Genomic DNA, 18,004 nt, shown 5'->3' on the forward strand with positions numbered 1-18,004 from the left:
TATACGTAAGTAAAAAATACATGGATATAATTCAGAAAATTAGCGATTATGTTTTGTATTTAAAATACAATTCTCTAATCTTTAGTAAATGATCTTTTAAGATTTATAGGATGATAGTAGTTTAAATAAATTATATATATTATGGAAAATAAGAATATCTTGTACCCACAAGAGATTTATGAGAAACATTTGTTAATAATTAACAATATCAGATTTACATCAAGAGAAATAGATGTAATAGCATGCATTGTACATGGGAAAAATGCAAAAGGAATAGCTAGTTTTTTATCAAATGAGGATAAACAGATCGAGACGAGAACTATTGAAAGTCATATTTCTAATATCAAACGGAAAGTAGCCACAAATTCTCGAGAGGGTATTATAAATTTTATAGAAGAATCTGATAAATACAAATTAGTACAAAGTTATTATTTAAGTTTATTAATCCAACAAGAATTTAGAAAAATCTTGAAGGAAATTTTTATATTAACAAAGTCTGATGCTATATCATTTTTTATTGTTTTACAAAGCCTGAGAAATAATGGATCAGAAAACAATGATTTAAACTTGATGATCAATAAGATACGTAGTGATTTACAACTTATAGGTATAACAGTTTTTGTAGAGCTGCGAGAAAATCTTGATGCTCATATAGTTTTAGGAAAGCACAAGAACAAAGGCAAAAAACAGTCAAGACAATGTATAATCTATGTTCTATCTGTAAATGAAGCTAATATAGCTAAACAACAGCAAGGTAATAATTATGTTATTATTTCTAATGATCAGAATATATCCAAGGTATTTTTTCTTATACCGCAGGAAGAGCAATGTATAAAATTTTTACCTAAACAAAGTAATTTTGAATATATTAATCTCTTACCATCTAAACAATATCATTTTATTTTTTTAGAAATTATCACAAAAGTTTTTTCTAATGAGAATATAGACAACATGATCATTAAGTTTAGTGAAAGATATAATAATATTATATCGAATAATACCTGTTCAGTTTTTCCTAAACCTCATTTGACAGATAAGAATATTAAAAGTAAAGCCAAGAATATTTACTTACAAATATTTGGTGTATTGGTTCTGATTATTTGTAGTACTTATCTTTTAATGTTTGATTTAACTATTAAAAAAACAGTCAAGAGTAAAGAAATAGAAGTGCAATGGTCTAAACTACAATATCCAATAATATTTCCTAAAAATCTAACTAGCTGGAATATACCTAGACAAGATCATGTTTTTATTGGTAGAGAAAAACTATTGAGGGATTTGTATAATAAATTACATTACAATCATACATCTGATGTAACAAGTAATTTAGCAATTACTGCATGTGCTGGACTTGGCGGAATAGGCAAAACACAATTAGCCTTGCAATATATAAATTATACAGAGCATCCTTATACACTTAAAGTTTGGTTTCTTGCAGAAAATATTGATCATTTATATAACAAATATGTTGAATTTGCTAAGTTATTAGGACATGCAGAAGTCATCTATACAAGAGAAAGCATTATCGCTTATGTTAAACAATGGCTAGCTAAAAATCCAGGGTGGCTTTTAGTTTATGACAAAGTAAACAATTATCGTGAAATCGAACCATTTTTACCAGAATCTGGCGGATATGTGATTTTAACAACCCGTCAGCGTTATTGGCCAACAAAGTTCTCAGTATTGCCTATTGATATCATGACAGAAGAGGAGGCTATCAAAACAATAAAGACCTTAATACAGCGAAATATAGCAGAAGAACAAAATACTATAAAAGAATTAGTTGGAGTTTTAGGATATTTACCCTTAGCACTGGTGCAAGCTGGTGCTTACATTAAACAAAAACATATCACTATTCCAGAATATTTGGATCTTTATAAAAAGTATGAAACAGAATTACTATCGGACAACACTTTTTTAGATGAAACAAATACCTATAATTACCCAGTAGCAATAACCTGGAATATTAGTTTAGAGGCAATTGTTAGAGATACTAAAATTAATAATAGACCACCTATAGCTATTGAGCTTTTAACAGTATGTGCTTACCTAGCACCAAATAAAATCTCTCGTAAACTATTACTCAAATGGTTACAAACAGCTTATCCTCATTTACCATCTCCACAATTAACGTTAAACAAACATATTGCTCTATTGTGGCAATATTCAATGATCAATTATGATGACAATGATAATATCGCTATTCATCGCCTAGTACAGGCAGTATTACGTCATCAACTTAGTCAATCGTTAGACAGTAAGGATAATATTTGTTCTACCTTAAATTTAAGATGGTTTGAGTCATTATTGCGGTTTTTTATAGATAATGAGCATGAGTTTAAGCTAACTAATTCTTTTCAACAACTTCTTGAAACTAGTCGGCAATTTAAAACTAAATTTAAGAATAAATATAATGAAGATCTTGCGGCAATGGACTTGATGATTTCTTCGGTCTATTTTCACCAAGAAAAATATGAAAATTTTCTAAAGATAGTTGATAAGGTTAATAAATATTTGCAGAAAACTGAAGGCTTAGAAATATTAAAATGTAAAATTCTATATGTATATTCGGCATATTTTTGTAAAATTGGTAATTATCAAAAGGCAGAACAAAAAATAAATACAGCAATTAAAAGGTATAATAATATAAAAGTAGGTAAATCAATAAAGAATAATGATGTGAGAGGTTTAAAGGCGAAATTATTTTACCATAAAGCTAATCTTGTCTTAGCCAAAAATAAAAAAGCAAATAAAATTGATAGAAATAAACTAGAAATAGAAACGTCTATTAAATCAATTCAAGAAGCAATAGCTCTATTTAAGGAAGTTCATAACACTAGAGACTTTTTACAATCAATAGAATTATATGGAAAACTACTTATTTTGACCAACCAAATTGATAAAGTAATAGTAGAGTTTAGTAAATATAATAACTTAATTGAACAAATAGCTGATGATATAATAAAAATGGGTTTTTATTTAACTTATTCAGATGCTTATTTTAGCAAGGGAGACTTCAACAAAGCTCTGGATTATTGTAGTAAAGCTAAACATCAAGCAAAAAAATTGCATCTTAAGAATGAACTAAATAATATTAGCAATAAAGAAATAGCTATTAAAGCCTCATTGCAAAAATGAACTATAGTTCCATTTATATATATAGTCAATTTAGGGGAATTGGGTAGCAGGAGCGACTAATAACAACTTCCCAAACTTCTCTCTAATTATTTAAGATTTTTAGTAAGAGCAAAAAAACTCTGGAAAGGTGATAAGTGATGGTCGGGGCAGAGAGATTTGAACTCCCGACCCTCTGGTCCCAAACCAGATGCGCTACCAGACTGCGCTATGCCCCGAATAAATGATAAAAATCAAAATAAGTACTAGGAGGCGAAGATAACGAAAATCTCCTAGTACTTAAGTGTTATAGTCAATTCAGGAGAATTTGGGGCTAGGAATGATGCCAATAAGTAATAGGCAAGCGACGAGTGACAACACCCCCAATTTCTTATCAATTGACTATAAGTTAGATTGGTATTGTTTAATTATATAGACTATAATACAAGCCAAATCAATTTTTTTGTTTTAAAAATTCAGCATATTTATAAAATGTCTTCATTACATACCTCAATATTAACCATATTTCCAGAAATGTTTCCTGGATCTTTACAATATTCCCTTGCAGGGCAAGCCTTAAAAAAAGGTATTTGGTCTTATAATGTGGTTAATATAAAAGATTTTGGGTTAACTAGACATAAAAATGTTGACGATGAAGCTTATGGCGGTGGTAGCGGACTGATAATGCGTCCGGATGTACTTGGTAGTTGTTTAGATAATGTTTTGTCTTCAAGTCCTAATACCCCAATATATTACCCATCACCAAGAGGAAAATTATTTAACCAAAATATTGCTCATCAAATTATACAAGAAAAACAAATAATAATTTTATGTGGACGATTTGAAGGGATTGACGAACGTATAATTGAAGAGTATAATGTTAGAGAAATTAGTATAGGGGATTATATTTTATCTGGTGGCGAGGTAGCAGCCCTTACTATTCTCGACTGTTTGATTAGACTACTTCCGAATGTATTAGCAAACCAAGATACATTGCAATCAGAGTCTTTTGAGAAAAATGGTGAATTTGCTGGATTGCTTGAATGCCCTTTATATACGAGACCAGTAAAATGGAAAAACAGAGAAGTTCCAAGTGTTTTGTTGTCTGGTAATCATCAGTTAATTAGAGATTGGAAAAGTAATCAGTCTATGGAGATTACTAAAAAACGTAGACCAGATTTATTAAATTTTATAGGAGTTTAAAGCGATGAATATTATTGAGCAATTTGAACAACAGCAAATTGCAAAACTAACCGAAAATAAAGAAATCCCTGATTTTAAGGCGGGAGATACTGTAAAGGTCACTGTAAAGATAATTGACCGGACAGTCGAAAAAGATGGCAAGGAAAAATTGTTAGAGAGACTGCAAGCATATGAAGGTGTGGTAATTGCTAGAAGAAATAGTGGAGTTGCCTCTTCTTGCGTAGTTCGTAAGGTCAGTCATGGTGAAGGCGTAGAGAGACGATTTATGATTTTCTCACCGATGGTACATGCAATTGAAGTTGTAAAATATGGTGTAGTACGTCGTGCTAAACTCTATTACCTAAGAAACCTAAGTGGTAAAGCAGCTAGAATTAAAGAAAAACTTCAAGTAAACACTAAAAAAATAAATAAGAAAAAAGTTGTTGCTTAAGAAGGATACAACTATCTCGCAAGGTGCATATACGTCTTTAGCAAGACCATGTAGTGGTTGTGGCAATCCATTTCTAATTACTTTCCTGGATTGCTTCGTCGGCTACGCCTTCTCGCAATGACTTTTAAGATATAATACATCTCATTAATTTTGTGTGCATCACTTAGGAGGCAACCTCCTAAGGCTTAAGCAACTCTTTAGCTGCTTTTAGGCTCGCATCCGTAATGGATTTTCCTGAAATCATGCGAGCAAGCTCAGCTTGTCTTTCCTGAAGATTCAGGCTTTTTACCGTAATTTTAGTAGTTTCATCCAATTGTAGTTTGTTGACAATAATATGCTGATCTGCTTTACCTGCTACTTGAGGTTGGTGAGTAATAACAATTACTTGGGCAATAGAGCTAAGCTTTTTAAGTTTTTCTCCAACTTTATCAGCCACAATACCACCAATTCCGGTATCTATCTCATCAAAAATAATAATGTCTTTCAGTGATTTATCAAAGAGACAAGTTTTTAGTGCTAACATAAACCTTGATAATTCGCCACCAGAAGCAATTTTATCAATAGGTGCAAGTTGCATACCTGGATTTGTTGAGGCAACGAAACATATATTATCAATACCATCAGACATCTTGCATAATAGCATCTGACTAGTTCTACCTTCCGTATTTTGCTTAGTTTCTTCTAAAAACTCCTCGCTTATGTTTAATTCTGCAAAATTTTTATTATTGGTTTGGTTAGAAGGATTATTTTTAGGTGCTATTTCTACTTTAAAAATCGCCTTTTCCATTTTAAGTTGTTCAAGCTCTTTTTGTACAGCTAATTCTAGATTTTTTGCACTAATAGAACGCTTGTATGATAAAGCTTCAGCTAGTTCAAAATATTTTTTATGTTCTGCTAGCTTATTAATATCTAGGATTTTAACATTATTGATTTTATTTTTAAGGGTATTTAATTGTTGATTAGAATTATCAAAAAATTCAGGTATTTTATCGCAAGAAATATTATATTTTCGTGCTATATCACGAATTTTAAATAGCCTTTCTTCCACTTCGTCTAAGTTAAATTCATTTCTATCAATGTTATTAATAATATTCTGTAATTTTATACGTGCTTCTTCTAAGCTATTATAGCAATCATCTAAATTTAATGAAATAGAGGCAAATTCTTCGTTTTGCTGTAAATTACGGTTTATCAAACGTTGAGCATTATTAATTGACTTATTAATTTCAGGGACTTCAAGATATGATAATATATCTTGGATCACTTGTATTTCTTTATCACGATTTTGTACACTACGCCTTATAGTAACAAGCTTTTCTTCTTCTCCTATTTGATAATCAAGAGCTTCTAATTCTTTGGTAACAAAGGTTAAATAATCTATTTCTTGTTCTATAGCATCTTTATCTCTGGTAACTTTATTGATTTCTTTGGTAGTTGTCTGTAAAATATCAAAATGTTTTGATAATTCATATCTTAAATTTACAAGCCCTCCATAATCGTCCAAAATGTTAATGTGGAAGGAAGGGCTAAGAAGAGAAGTATGACTATTTTGCCCATGAAGTTCAAATAAATAATCTGCTACTTGTTGCAAGGTACTTATCGTTACTACTTGATCATTAATAAGAAATTTCTTACGGTTGTTAGGTTTTTGAATACGTTTTATTAATAATTCCTGGTCATACTCAATATTAAATTGCTCCAAAAGCTTTTTTAAATCATCATTGAGAGTGAAGGTCGTAGCAACCGAACAGTAATCACTCCCATGTTTTATTACATTATCAGAGAATTTGTTACCTAAAGAGAACAAAATTGCATCTAGCAAAATAGACTTACCAGCTCCGGTTTCTCCGGTAATTACACATAGCCCCTTTTCAAACTCTATCTCCAATTCGTCTATCAGAATAAAGTTCTTAACCGAAAGACTTTGTAACATTATATTTCATTCTTTTAAAGAGTTATTAATTAGTGAGTAGCAATATTTATACCAAGTACTGTCCGGATAGTTATGACCGAGTACCGCGGCATATTTCTTTGCTTCATTGCTAAGACCTAGCATTAAATAACTTTCCACTAAGCGATAAAGTGCTTCTGGTATATGTGATGTAGTTTGATAATCATCTACAATAATCTGGAATCTATTGATAGCAGCTATGGGGTTATTCTGCATGAGATAATAACGACCTACGTCCATTTCTTTACCTGCTAAATGATCATTTACTAAATCGATTTTTAAAGCTGCATCAATTGAATATTTTGTTTTTGGGAAAAGTCTTATCACATCTTCAAAACTCTTTTTAGCTAAAAAGGTTCTTGATTGATCAAGTTGTACATTCGAGATTTGCATATAATAGGATAATGCCTTTAGGTAATAGGCATATGCAATATCTTCATGCATTGGATGAAGCTTAATAAAGCTATCCAGTACATCTACTGCTTCTTCATACTGACCTCCGAGGAATAAAGAATATGACTGCATCAACTCAGCTTGAGGAGTCATTTTATTACCAGGATCTTGATAAAAAATCCTCGAAAATTCTTCGGCAGCTTTCAAATATTGTTGCTTTTCCAGTAAAATAAGACCATCATTGTATAATTCTGGAGCTGGAACTATTAAGTCTTCGTCCGTCTTCTTAGTTTTACAACCAGATAGGATTAAGCAGGTAGTGATTGTATAAAATAATAATTTTGCTAATTTCATCATAGAACTTGATAAGTTTTTTAAACTTAATTTATACACGAAACATCAATGAGTATACAAGATTATTTTAAAAATTATTATTTATAGTCAATTGATGAGCAGTTGGTGACGGCATCGTTCAAAGCTCATAAGCGTCAATTTAAGAAAACAATAATTGAGAAATCGTCATTGCGAGGAGACCGTAAGGTCGATGAAGCAATCTAGAAAAGTGATTAAAAATGGATTGCCACGCCACCTACGGTGGCTCGCAATGACGATTTTCTACTTTATTTTCTTAAACTGACGCCTATGCACTCAATGCTTGCCTATTACTTATAGGCATCGCTCCTAGCCCCAAATTCTCCTGAACTGACTATAGCATAGATTTTTAGAACTATATTGGTACCTCTGGCCGGACTTGAACCAGCACGCCTTTGGGGCTGTAGATTTTGAGTCTACTGTGTCTACCATTCCACCACAGAGGCTAAATATGTCTAATCAGTAAAATAGCTAGATATTTGTACTATGTAAATAAATTACTTGATTAAAACTAAATTTTTATTTTAGAATTTTCTTCTTGAAAAGAAAAGGTTTGCATCCTATACTATATTATATAGAGATAATAACATATTCATGGGGTTTCTTATGGTTGATTATACAAAAACTTTTACCGCCACTCAGAAAACATATGATGCAGGACTGAGAGAATACATGCTAAAAGTCTATAATTATATGGCTTTAGCTCTTGTGCTAACTGGAGTAACAGCTATTGCTACTATATCATTCGATCCATTGACCAGGCTTTTATTTCAGACTGCACCAAATGGACAATTTATAGGCAATACTGGTTTGGGAACGTTGGTAATGATTTCTCCTTTGGGGATTGCTTTGTACTTCTTTATGGGCTTTGGCAAGATGAGTTTAGAAACTACTAAAGTATTGTTTTGGGTTTATGCTGCATTAACTGGTATGTCCTTAGCATCTCTTGGGCTTATCTATACTGGAGAGTCAATTGCTCGGACTTTCTTCATTTGCTCATCTGTATTTGGAGCAATGAGTCTTTATGGCTACAGTACCAATAGAGATTTGACTTCAATTGGCTCATTTCTTGTTATGGGATTGTTTGGTATTATCATTGTATCGTTGGTTAACATATTCTTACAAAGTTCCGCTATATATTTTGCAACGTCTCTAATTGGGGTTGCTGTATTTATGGGGCTTATTGCATGGGATACTCAAAAAATTAAGTCGATGTATTTTATGTCTGGTGGTGGAGAATTAGGACAAAAAATGTCTATAATGGCTGCTTTTAGCTTATATTTAGACTTTATCAACTTGTTCTTATATCTTTTAAGATTCTTTGGTAATAGAAGAAGCTAGAACTGACGTCATTGCGAGCTGATATGTCCCCACGAAATTAAGCATGACAAAGCTCAGTCTTTATAATAGATGCCAGGGGTTCTAGCAATGGTTTTATGGTATGCAAATAATTAAATTCAATAATAAATTTCCCAAGGGTAAAATACGAATAAATCTTTTTATCTTTTACTGTATTAGGTTGGAAAATTCTTTGCATACCTTGGCTATAGCCTACCACACCTATAACCCAATATGTTATAATAACAATAACCCTTTTACCATCGGGTATTATACTCTTTAATTTATTTAGAAATTCTACCGTCATTTAATACTGTTTTTACATCCATAACCTATTATAAGTCAATTCAGGGGAATTGGGTAGCAGGAACGATGGAGCGACGCCTATAAGTAATAGGCGAGCGACGAGTGACGACGTCACCAACTTCCCATCAATTGACTATATCTCCATCATCATTAAATAATGATGATATTCTATCAATTTTTGCTATTTTGCAACAGTTTCGTGGGGATACATCAGATTACAATGACGTTCCGCAATTTTTAAATTGCCATGGGGGTTTTATGCGTAAGATAAGTTACTCATTAAATTGCTCTTTGATAATTCGATTTTCAAGGCTATTTTTTTTATCAAATAGTAATTTGATCATCTTGTTTTTTGCTGATTTAATTAATACTGACTTAATATCGTCAAATTCCTGAAAATCGGCAGCTGCATTTACTGGTCTTTTATTACTTTCTAAAATTTCAAATCTTATAGTAGTGGAAAATGGTAATAACGCACCGTGCCAACGTCTTGGACGAAAAGGACAAATTGGCGTTAGACATAATACATTTGACTCAAGTGGTAAAATAGGTCCCCCGGCAGATAAGTTGTAAGCACTGCTACCAGCTGGAGTCGCAACCATTGCCCCATCAGCTACTAATTCACTCATACGTTCAACTTGATCAATTTCAATCTTAAATTTAGCTGCTTGGTTGGTTTTACGAAATATCGAGACTTCATTAATAGCTAGGGCGGTATAGGTTTTACTATCTACAGTTTCTACTTGCGTCTCTAAAGGGTATAAATGAGAAACTATTGATTCTTGTAAATTATCTATTAATTTTTCTATAATAATTGAATTCATTAAAAACCCAATATTGCCAGAGTTAATTCCATAAAAAGGAACGTTTAGGTGCATATAACGATGTATCGCATGTAATAATTCGCCATCTCCGCCAACTACAATAATTACTTCTGCTTCTTCCACTTTGCAGAATTTATAGAATAGTTCGAGCTGTTTAACTAGTTCTAACGATTTCGTGGAATTGTTAAAAATAATTGCAATTTTATTTATATTAATTTTAGTTTTTGCCAACATAAATACAATATATGGTTAATTATTAATACAAAAAAACATGAGGCTAGTACATCACTTAAAAAATGCCCCCCCATTAATATGCGACTTAACCCAATTAATGAGCCGAAAATTAAGGTGATACTGTAGATTCTTGAGAAATATATAACAGGAGCAATATACGCAAGGCTAGTTAAACTATATCCCATAGCTGCATGTCCTGATGAAAATGAGCAGTTATGTACACATTCATTAGAAATTGAAAAAGCTCGAGTAAAATTTTTGGAACCATTAAAATTTTTAATTTGCACAGGACGAGCCCTGCCAAAATGTTCTTTAAATAGATGATTCACCAATAATCCAGGACCTATTGCTGTAGACAAAATTATATAAAAGCTCCCAGAAATAATAAGTCTATTAAAAGTTTTATACTTAACAATTAAGTAAATTAAGTATAATAATGTTACTGTAAGTAGTAGTTTAGTTAATATTGGAATAATTTCAAACAATAATTGGACAATGCTATTGTTACGGTAGATAAATCCATCGTTACTGTCGTAGAATAAATTTGAGAAATCTATATCAAAATTAGGAAATAGTACGATCAATAATAAGACTATACCAAAAGCAAATATGTTCGCATAAACTAAATTAGTATTAATCATAGACTAAAAGCCGAAAATAAGGTATAAAAATATACTTAAACCATACATAATATAGAAGTTAACATGCCATTCAACATTAAAAACCATAAAAATGCTTTACTATTCTTACCACTTGGCGGGTCAAATGAAATCGGCATAAACGTCAATCTATATCATTATAAGGGAAAGTGGTTGATGGTTGATTGTGGTAGCGGCTTTGCTGATAACTATTTACCAGGTGTTGATATGATAATTGCTGATATTAGCTTTATCGAACAATATAAAAAAGATTTGTTAGCTTTAGTCCTAACTCACGCACATGAAGATCATTTGGGAGCAATCCAATATTTGTGGAGCAGTCTAAAATGCCCAATATATGCAACTACCTTCACTGCAAATTTTCTGAAACTTAGATTAGCTGAATATGATTTTGCTAAAACTATAAAAATTCATGAAGTAAAACCTTCGGCAAAAATAAATCTTGATCCATTCCAATTAGAAATGGTACCGCTTACCCATTCAGCTCCAGAAATGCAAGCAATTATGATACGCACAGAAGCTGGCAATGTTTTTCATACTGGAGATTGGAAATTTGATCATGATCCTTTACTCGGTGAAAAAGCTAACAAGGATTTACTAAAATCCTATGGTGATGAAGGGGTTTTAGCTTTAGTTTGTGATTCAACTAATGTATTTAATGCAGGGACTTCTGGCTCGGAAGGAGAAGTGCGTAAAAGTTTAATAGATATTATAGCAGGTTGCCCCCAAATGATTGTGGTAACAACCTTTGCTTCAAATTTGGCACGACTTGAAACTATAATTCATGCAGGTCAGATGGCAGGAAGAAAAGTAGTGCTATCAGGAAGAAGTTTGCATAGAATTTTGCTCGCAGCTCAGGAAAGTGGTTATATGAAAGATATTGCCCCTTTAATTGATGAGCGGGATGTTGCAAGATTTAAAAGGCAAGAACTTTTAATTATTGCTACTGGCTGTCAAGGGGAACCTCTAGCAGCTACTGCCAAAATGGCAAATAATAGTCATCCTAGTATCAAGTTAGCTCCTAAAGATACAGTTATATTCTCTTCAAAAATTATTCCTGGCAATGAAAAGAAAATTTTCCGTATGTTTAATATTTTCGTAAAAGCAGGAATTGAAGTGATAACTGAACGAGATCATTTCGTTCATGTTTCTGGACATCCATCAATTGACGAACTCAAGCAAATGTACGCCTTAATTAGACCTCAGATTTGCGTGCCAGTACATGGTGAACCGGTACACATACATGAGCAAGCAAAATTAGCTCGTAAAAATGGTATAAAGCATGCTATTGAAGTAGAAAATGGTAGCCTAGTATTACTTGATCCTCATAATCCACGTATTTTAACTAAAGTAACAACGGGTTATTTGGCTGTTGATGGCAATTATCTTTTACCAGCTGAATCATCAATTTTCAGAACCCGCAGACGTATGCGTGATGATGGTATAGTAGTTGCTTCTCTGATAATAAATAAGAAGGGCGAACTTACTTGTAGACCTATTTTATCTATGCCAGGACTTCTTGACTCTAATGATGATGCACAGCTAATTAATCTAATCAAAGATAATATTGCTGAAACAGTAGAAATTCAGAGAAAATCAAAAGGTAATCTCCTCGATGATCAGGTCGAAAATGCTGTAAGGTCAGCTATTCGCAAAATATTAAAACATGAAATGAATAAATCGCCTCTTATTATAGTTAATGTGGAGAAAGCGATTTGAATTAGTTATCGTAGGCAGCCTTCTAGAGCGAAGCAATCCATCATTCCCGCCCACTATTGTCATTCTTAGCAATGGTTGGGAATCTGGATCTCGCACCGAAGTAGGGATGACCCCACAACTGTTGAAAGTTAGAAGGTAAAGCGGGTTTTAGATAGGTTTTCTGTCATTGCGAGACCACGCAAGTAGGTCGTGGCAATCCATCTTTGGTTACTTTTATGGATTGCTTCGTCGACCTACGGTCTTTCTTGCAATGACGTCAGTTTGCTATGGATAAATGCTAATCGGTTTAGCTGTATAGTCAATATTATAACCAGTAGGGAACTATGTCTACACAATCTTCTATTAATCAAACAGAGCTAGAAAAATTTAGCAAGATTTCTAACCAATGGTGGCAGGAAGATGGAAAATTTAAAATTCTTCATAAAATAAATCCAATTCGTGTTGGTTACATAATAGACAAGATAAAAGAGCATTTTAACGTGCAGGATGACATATTACCTTGTTCAAATTTAGAAATTTTAGATGTAGGGTGTGGAGGAGGATTAATTACCTCTCCTCTCTGTAAATTAAATGGCATAGTTACCGGCATAGATGCTTTACAAAGTAATATAGATATTGCAGTACAGTATGCTTCGGAACAAAGTTTGAATATACAATATCTTAAATCAACTGTTGAGGAATTAGTATACTCAGATGATTTACAGTATAAGTATGATGTGGTGCTGTGTTTAGAAGTAATAGAGCATATAGATAATCCTGGTGATTTTATAAAAAACCTGGCTAGCTTAGTAAAACCAAATGGTATGATTATAATTTCAACGATTAATCGTACAGTGAAATCATATATGCTAGCTATTTTGATGGCAGAATACCTACTTAATTGGGTACCCAAAAATACTCACGATCATAGCAAATTTCTTAAACCATCGGAAATTTACTCGATGTTCAATGATAATAATATTGGGCTTAAAGAACTCAAAGGCTTAACCTATAATATCGTTAATGGACGTTGGCAGTTGAGTGATGATATAGATGTAAATTATTTTGCTTACTTAACTAAATAAAGGAAAATATGACTGTAATTACTAGATTTGCTCCATCTCCTACTGGCTTCCTGCATATTGGTGGGGCAAGGACGGCGTTGTTTAATTATTTATTTGCTAAGCACCATAACGGTAAATTTTTGCTGCGAATTGAGGATACTGATCAAGCAAGATCAACCAAAGATGCAGTAGATGCTATATTTTCCGGCTTGAAATGGCTTGGTTTAAACTGGGATGGAGAAGTAATTTTTCAGTCTAAAAGAAATGATTTATACAAAAAAGCTGCTCTGAAGTTAGTAGATGAGGGGAAAGCTTATTATTGCTTTACTTCTCAACAAGAAATAGATAGACAGCGAGATAGTGCCATAGCTAATAAACAACATTTTTTGTTCGAAAGCCCTTGGCGGGATGTACCACCTTCTAATTCGCAGGAGCAGAAAAGTATCCCCGTTATCCGCTTGAAAGCCCCAAAAACTGGGCAAACAATTATTCATGACGCTTTACAAGGAGATGTTACTATTGAAAATTCACACCTTGATGATATGGTATTGTTACGTAGTGACGGTACTGCTACCTATATGTTAGCGGTAGTGGTGGATGATCACGATATGCAGATTAGCCATATTATCAGGGGGGATGACCATTTAACTAATGCGGCTCGTCAAAAAATACTTTATCAAGCTTTTGGCTGGTCTGTACCACATATGGTACATATACCGTTAATACACGGAACTGACGGAGCAAAATTATCTAAAAGACATGGAGCTCTTGGAGTAAAGGCTTACCAAGATATGGGGTATTTACCTGAGAGTTTGTGCAATTATTTACTAAGATTAGGCTGGAGTCACAAAGATGATGAGATTATTTCAAGATCCCAAGCTATAGAATGGTTTAACCTTGATGGGCTAGGTAAATCGCCAGCTCGTCTTGATTTTGCCAAAATGGATAGTTTAAATTCTCATTATTTACGTCAGCTTGATGACCAAACATTAACAGAAATGACTTGTCAGAGTTTACAAGAAAATTATCAAGTTACTGAGAAAGAAAAGGAATATATTAGACAAGCAATGCCAAGTTTGAAAATAAGAAGTACCAATTTAGTCGAATTAGCAAAACTAGCTAGGATTTATTTAGTTAATGTTCCTATTATCTATTCTGAAGAAGCTAAAGAACTGATCAATAATTGTGATAAAAATTTGGTGGGACAAGTTATAAAGGAATTGGAGAATTTAGCAAATTTTGATAAAGACTCAATTCAAATAAAATTTAAAGAAATTGCCAAGGATAATAATATTAAACTTGCAGATATCATGCAATATATTAGAGCTTTAATGACAGGTATGACTACTTCCCCAAGTGTTTTTGAAATTATCGCTATAATTGGTAAAGAAAATGCTATTGATAGGTTATTGTATAAGGACGCTAAGGAATTAGGGAAATGATACATATAGTCAATGCAGGGGAATTTGGGGCTAGGAACGATGGAGCGACGCCTATAAGTAATAGGCGAGCATTGAGCAACGACGTCACCAACTTCCCATCAATTGACTATATATTCTACAACCTAGTTGGAACCTATACTATTACGAGAATTTTAGGTAATTATGGCACAGCTAAAGGAATTGCTTATTTTATAGAGGATAAAAAGCCTATATATTCAAAATATCCATCTATATTATATAGAGAAGAACTTGATGTCAACTATCACGGTAGTAGCACTAAGGTAAAAGCCTTTAAGGAATATATATACTCTCTAGAACAAGACAAAATTGTAAAGTACTTTGTTAATGAGAATAACAATACTTTATTTTACCAAATGCGTTTTATCTCGGGTAGTCCTTGCCAGGCTGAAGCTATACATCAGTGTAACTTGGATATTTATCAAGCTAGTTACATATTCTTAAATAAAGATTCTTTTGACTTGAGTTATAAGATTTTAGGACCGAATAAAGATTATACCATCAAAACTAGTTTTATTAGGCTTTGAGGCTTGCAATATCTTTCAACGTCATTGTGAGACCACGCAAGTAGGTCGTGGCAATCCATTTTTGGTTACTTTTACTCGATAATCAAGTTTTTTGCAGAGCTATCTTTAAACGCAAAATTTGTCATTCCCGCGTAGGCGGGAATCTATTATAGATCCCGCACCGAAGCAGAGATGACAGTAAGTCGGGTAGGGATGACCATAGCACCCTACAATTTTTATTCTATAAGTATTAAACAGCATAAAAACGTCATTGCGAGTAGGCGTAAGCCTACGAAGCAATCCATATAGTCTTGATGTATCTATTAATTCTCATGGATTGCTTCGTCGCTACTAAAATAGCTCCTCGCAATAGTGAAGAGAGGGGTTTAAAAAATTCTTCCCAACCCTTATATATATTATCGTTTCAACTACTTCATAAATTCCTTAAAAAGCTTCTATATTGTTTTTATAGCGTTTTTTTGCCAAAATTCCTCAAAATTGACCTACAAAAAGGTCTATTTTTAACCGTTTTTCACGGGGAGGAAGTATGACAGAATCGTTAATTTTTTCCGACGGTTTAGCTGAAAATTCCGATACTATCTTTTATAATATAGTCGGTAATTTCGTTCCGCCTGAATGGCGAAACCTTACTAATAATTGTGGTAAGCAATTAAGTAAAACTTCTCGTCAACTTCTGTCTTTGATAGTTTCTCGCCTACAAATTTATCAAAAAGATAAACTATCAGAAGAATTACAAGAAGGTTATCACTTTTTCGAAAAAGAGCTAGGAGTTTGTCAAAAACGGGTTAAACAATGTCTAACAGAATTACAAACAAGTGGGTTCATTGATCACTCTTTAATTACTACGATCAAACATAACCTAAAATGCCGCAATATTCTATGTATTAGAATTCTTAAAAAATTTATAAGTTTTCGTAAAGCTAATGATAATTCTTATCACTCTGATTGTATAAATATTCAATCTAGCCATAAAAATATTTCACTTCAACCGGAAAAAAATTACCACTCAACTGTAAAAAAATCAAAAAAAAATACATCTATATATATCTATAATACCAATTGAAATAGTTAAGGAGGTATATTATAATATGGGAATATAAACTTGAGCAGGTAGTAAAATGGCAAGAACATTAATATTACCAAAAGGTTTTCACGAGCATGATTTCATATGCCTAATGAAAAACGAGTCGCACGGAAGAAATCGCATACGCTTATTAGCAATGCATCACCTGCAATCAGGCAAGTCATTGAAAACTGTATCGATAATAGTTGGATCGCACTGGAAAACAGTACAATCTTGGCTTAGAAGGTTTAGAAACTCTAGCTTTGATGGATTATTTGAATCACATAGGAGTGGTGCGTTTAGAAAATTCAATAGCTTACAAGAATCTTTTCTGTCTGATAAAATAAATATGTTGAGTGAAAGTAAGACAGGTGGTTATATAACAGGAAAGGAATTACATAATATGTTATTTGAAACATATGGTATTAAATGTAGTTTAAAAACAGTTTATAACACTATACATCGACTTGGTTTTAGCTGGATTACTTCTCGTTCAGTACACCCAAAATCTAATCAAGCAACTCAAAATACATATAAAAAAACTTCGCCAATATGCTAAAAGTATTATTACCAAAAGATATTGATTGGAGTAAGGTTGACATTTGGTCACAGGATGAAACTCGAATTGGGCAGCAAGGTAGTTTAAGTCGCATATGGGCTAAACGTGGGAGCAGACCTAGGAAAGTAAGGCAACAACAATTTATCTCAACATACATCTATGGAGCTGCTTGCCATGATACGGGCGAATCTTTTGCGTTAATTTTACCATATACCAATACTGATTCAATGAATAAGTTCTTAGATGAATTTTCTTTGACTATTGATTCTGGTAGGCATGTTGCATTATTAACAGATAATGCCGGGTGGCATGCAGCGAAAAAATTAATTATTCCAAGTAACATTACCTTGGTACCGCTTCCGCCATACGCACCGGAATTAAATGCGATGGAACAAATTTGGCAGTGGAACAAAAATCACTTCCTATCTAATCAATGTTACGGTGTATACGAAGATATCGTTGCTAATGCTTGCTATGCCTGGAATCAACTTAGTAAAAATGCAACTTTAGTAAAATCAATTATGTATAGAGAGTGGATTAATATACCGCGTTAATTATTTCAATTGGTATAACCCTTTCTCTGTAGTAGATGCGTCTTTTAAAGCTTCTAATATTAAGTCTTTTTTTCCATCATCGTATTTAGATTCAGTTATTTTCATTCCCGCCATAAATTTACTCCATATCAATTTAAAATATTGTTACTAGAAAACAGAATATCGACCATTCTTCACTTAATTTAGACCGTCCTCCGTTTTGTCCGGTTTACATGATGCAATATATACATTTAAAATTCATTGTCAAGTTAAATT

General features: G+C 32.7%; 17 protein-coding genes and 2 tRNA genes. 12 read left to right on the forward strand and 7 right to left on the reverse strand.

From position 1 onward, the window contains the following. Positions 1–141 precede the first annotated feature (141 nt). Entirely contained in the window at positions 142–3,138 is a 2,997-nt protein-coding gene (locus AAGD20_RS04195; RefSeq protein WP_341748587.1) for a LuxR C-terminal-related transcriptional regulator, read from the forward strand. 138 nt (positions 3,139–3,276) lie between these two features. Here AAGD20_RS04195 and AAGD20_RS04200 read toward each other — a convergent pair. After that, a tRNA-Pro gene (locus AAGD20_RS04200) sits at positions 3,277–3,353 on the reverse strand. Positions 3,354–3,606: 253 nt separating this feature from the next. Between AAGD20_RS04200 and trmD the strand changes: the two genes are divergently transcribed. Together trmD and rplS are read left to right on the forward strand one after the other, a co-directional pair. Next, on the forward strand, positions 3,607–4,317 hold the full coding sequence (gene trmD, locus AAGD20_RS04205) for a tRNA (guanosine(37)-N1)-methyltransferase TrmD (RefSeq protein WP_341748588.1): 711 nt from the start codon (positions 3,607–3,609) through the stop codon (positions 4,315–4,317). Positions 4,318–4,321: 4 nt separating this feature from the next. After that, positions 4,322–4,747, forward strand: coding sequence for a 50S ribosomal protein L19 (gene rplS / locus AAGD20_RS04210; protein WP_341748589.1), 426 nt, complete (start codon positions 4,322–4,324; stop codon positions 4,745–4,747). Positions 4,748–4,925: 178 nt separating this feature from the next. Here rplS and recN read toward each other — a convergent pair whose 3' ends face one another. The 3 genes from recN to AAGD20_RS04225 all read right to left on the reverse strand — a co-directional run bounded on the left by recN (position 4,926) and on the right by AAGD20_RS04225 (position 7,909). Further along, positions 4,926–6,680 (reverse strand): DNA repair protein RecN, encoded by a 1,755-nt coding sequence (gene recN / locus AAGD20_RS04215; RefSeq protein ID WP_341748590.1) that lies wholly within the window; start codon positions 6,678–6,680, stop codon positions 4,926–4,928. A 6-nt stretch (positions 6,681–6,686) separates the two neighbouring features. Further along, the gene (locus tag AAGD20_RS04220) at positions 6,687–7,445 is read right to left on the reverse strand and encodes an outer membrane protein assembly factor BamD (RefSeq protein WP_341749447.1); all 759 of its coding nucleotides are present in this window, start codon (positions 7,443–7,445) and stop codon (positions 6,687–6,689) included. Between the two features lie 379 nt (positions 7,446–7,824). Beyond that, positions 7,825–7,909 (reverse strand) — tRNA-Leu (locus tag AAGD20_RS04225). A 160-nt stretch (positions 7,910–8,069) separates the two neighbouring features. On the opposite strand from AAGD20_RS04225, the gene AAGD20_RS04230 reads away from it, so the two are divergent. Beyond that, positions 8,070–8,804, forward strand: a complete 735-nt coding sequence (locus AAGD20_RS04230; RefSeq protein ID WP_341748591.1) for a Bax inhibitor-1/YccA family protein — start codon at positions 8,070–8,072, stop codon at positions 8,802–8,804. Positions 8,805–8,841: 37 nt separating this feature from the next. Here AAGD20_RS04230 and AAGD20_RS04235 read toward each other — a convergent pair whose 3' ends face one another. Then, the gene (locus AAGD20_RS04235; RefSeq protein ID WP_341748592.1) at positions 8,842–9,108 is read right to left on the reverse strand and encodes a hypothetical protein; all 267 of its coding nucleotides are present in this window, start codon (positions 9,106–9,108) and stop codon (positions 8,842–8,844) included. 49 nt (positions 9,109–9,157) lie between these two features. Here AAGD20_RS04235 and AAGD20_RS04240 point away from each other — a divergent pair, with 49 nt between their 5' ends. After that, positions 9,158–9,265 carry a palindromic element RPE2 domain-containing protein gene (locus AAGD20_RS04240; protein WP_410520889.1) on the forward strand — a complete coding sequence of 36 codons (108 nt, stop codon included), beginning with the start codon at positions 9,158–9,160 and terminating at the stop codon, positions 9,263–9,265. Positions 9,266–9,379: 114 nt separating this feature from the next. Here AAGD20_RS04240 and AAGD20_RS04245 read toward each other — a convergent pair whose 3' ends face one another. Further along, complete coding sequence (locus AAGD20_RS04245; RefSeq protein WP_341749448.1) at positions 9,380–10,147, reverse strand: NAD kinase; 768 nt, start codon at positions 10,145–10,147, stop codon at positions 9,380–9,382. Then, the gene (locus AAGD20_RS04250) at positions 10,138–10,806 is read right to left on the reverse strand and encodes a phosphatase PAP2 family protein (RefSeq protein ID WP_341748593.1); all 669 of its coding nucleotides are present in this window, start codon (positions 10,804–10,806) and stop codon (positions 10,138–10,140) included. Before AAGD20_RS04250 ends, AAGD20_RS04245 begins: the two co-directional genes overlap by 10 nt. A 63-nt stretch (positions 10,807–10,869) precedes the next feature. Between AAGD20_RS04250 and AAGD20_RS04255 the strand changes: the two genes are divergently transcribed. From AAGD20_RS04255 to AAGD20_RS04285, 7 genes are all read left to right on the forward strand, one after another. After that, positions 10,870–12,543, forward strand: a complete 1,674-nt coding sequence (locus AAGD20_RS04255; RefSeq protein WP_341748594.1) for a ribonuclease J — start codon at positions 10,870–10,872, stop codon at positions 12,541–12,543. A 323-nt stretch (positions 12,544–12,866) separates the two neighbouring features. Further along, positions 12,867–13,607 carry a bifunctional 2-polyprenyl-6-hydroxyphenol methylase/3-demethylubiquinol 3-O-methyltransferase UbiG gene (ubiG, locus tag AAGD20_RS04260; protein WP_341748595.1) on the forward strand — a complete coding sequence of 247 codons (741 nt, stop codon included), beginning with the start codon at positions 12,867–12,869 and terminating at the stop codon, positions 13,605–13,607. Positions 13,608–13,615: 8 nt separating this feature from the next. Then, on the forward strand, positions 13,616–15,028 hold the full coding sequence (gltX, locus tag AAGD20_RS04265) for a glutamate--tRNA ligase (protein WP_341748596.1): 1,413 nt from the start codon (positions 13,616–13,618) through the stop codon (positions 15,026–15,028). Further along, entirely contained in the window at positions 15,025–15,573 is a 549-nt protein-coding gene (locus AAGD20_RS04270) for a DUF6314 family protein (protein WP_341748597.1), read from the forward strand. Before gltX ends, AAGD20_RS04270 begins: the two co-directional genes overlap by 4 nt. 526 nt (positions 15,574–16,099) lie before the next feature. Continuing rightward, complete coding sequence (locus AAGD20_RS04275) at positions 16,100–16,636, forward strand: hypothetical protein (protein WP_341748598.1); 537 nt, start codon at positions 16,100–16,102, stop codon at positions 16,634–16,636. Between the two features lie 55 nt (positions 16,637–16,691). After that, the gene (locus AAGD20_RS04280) at positions 16,692–17,195 is read left to right on the forward strand and encodes a helix-turn-helix domain-containing protein (protein ID WP_341748510.1); all 504 of its coding nucleotides are present in this window, start codon (positions 16,692–16,694) and stop codon (positions 17,193–17,195) included. After that, positions 17,189–17,749, forward strand: coding sequence for an IS630 family transposase (locus AAGD20_RS04285; RefSeq protein WP_341748599.1), 561 nt, complete (start codon positions 17,189–17,191; stop codon positions 17,747–17,749). The genes AAGD20_RS04280 and AAGD20_RS04285 overlap by 7 nt, the downstream gene beginning before the upstream one ends. Positions 17,750–18,004 lie beyond the last annotated feature (255 nt).

Source organism: Candidatus Tisiphia endosymbiont of Sialis lutaria (assembly GCF_964026535.1).
GTDB lineage: Bacteria > Pseudomonadota > Alphaproteobacteria > Rickettsiales > Rickettsiaceae > Tisiphia.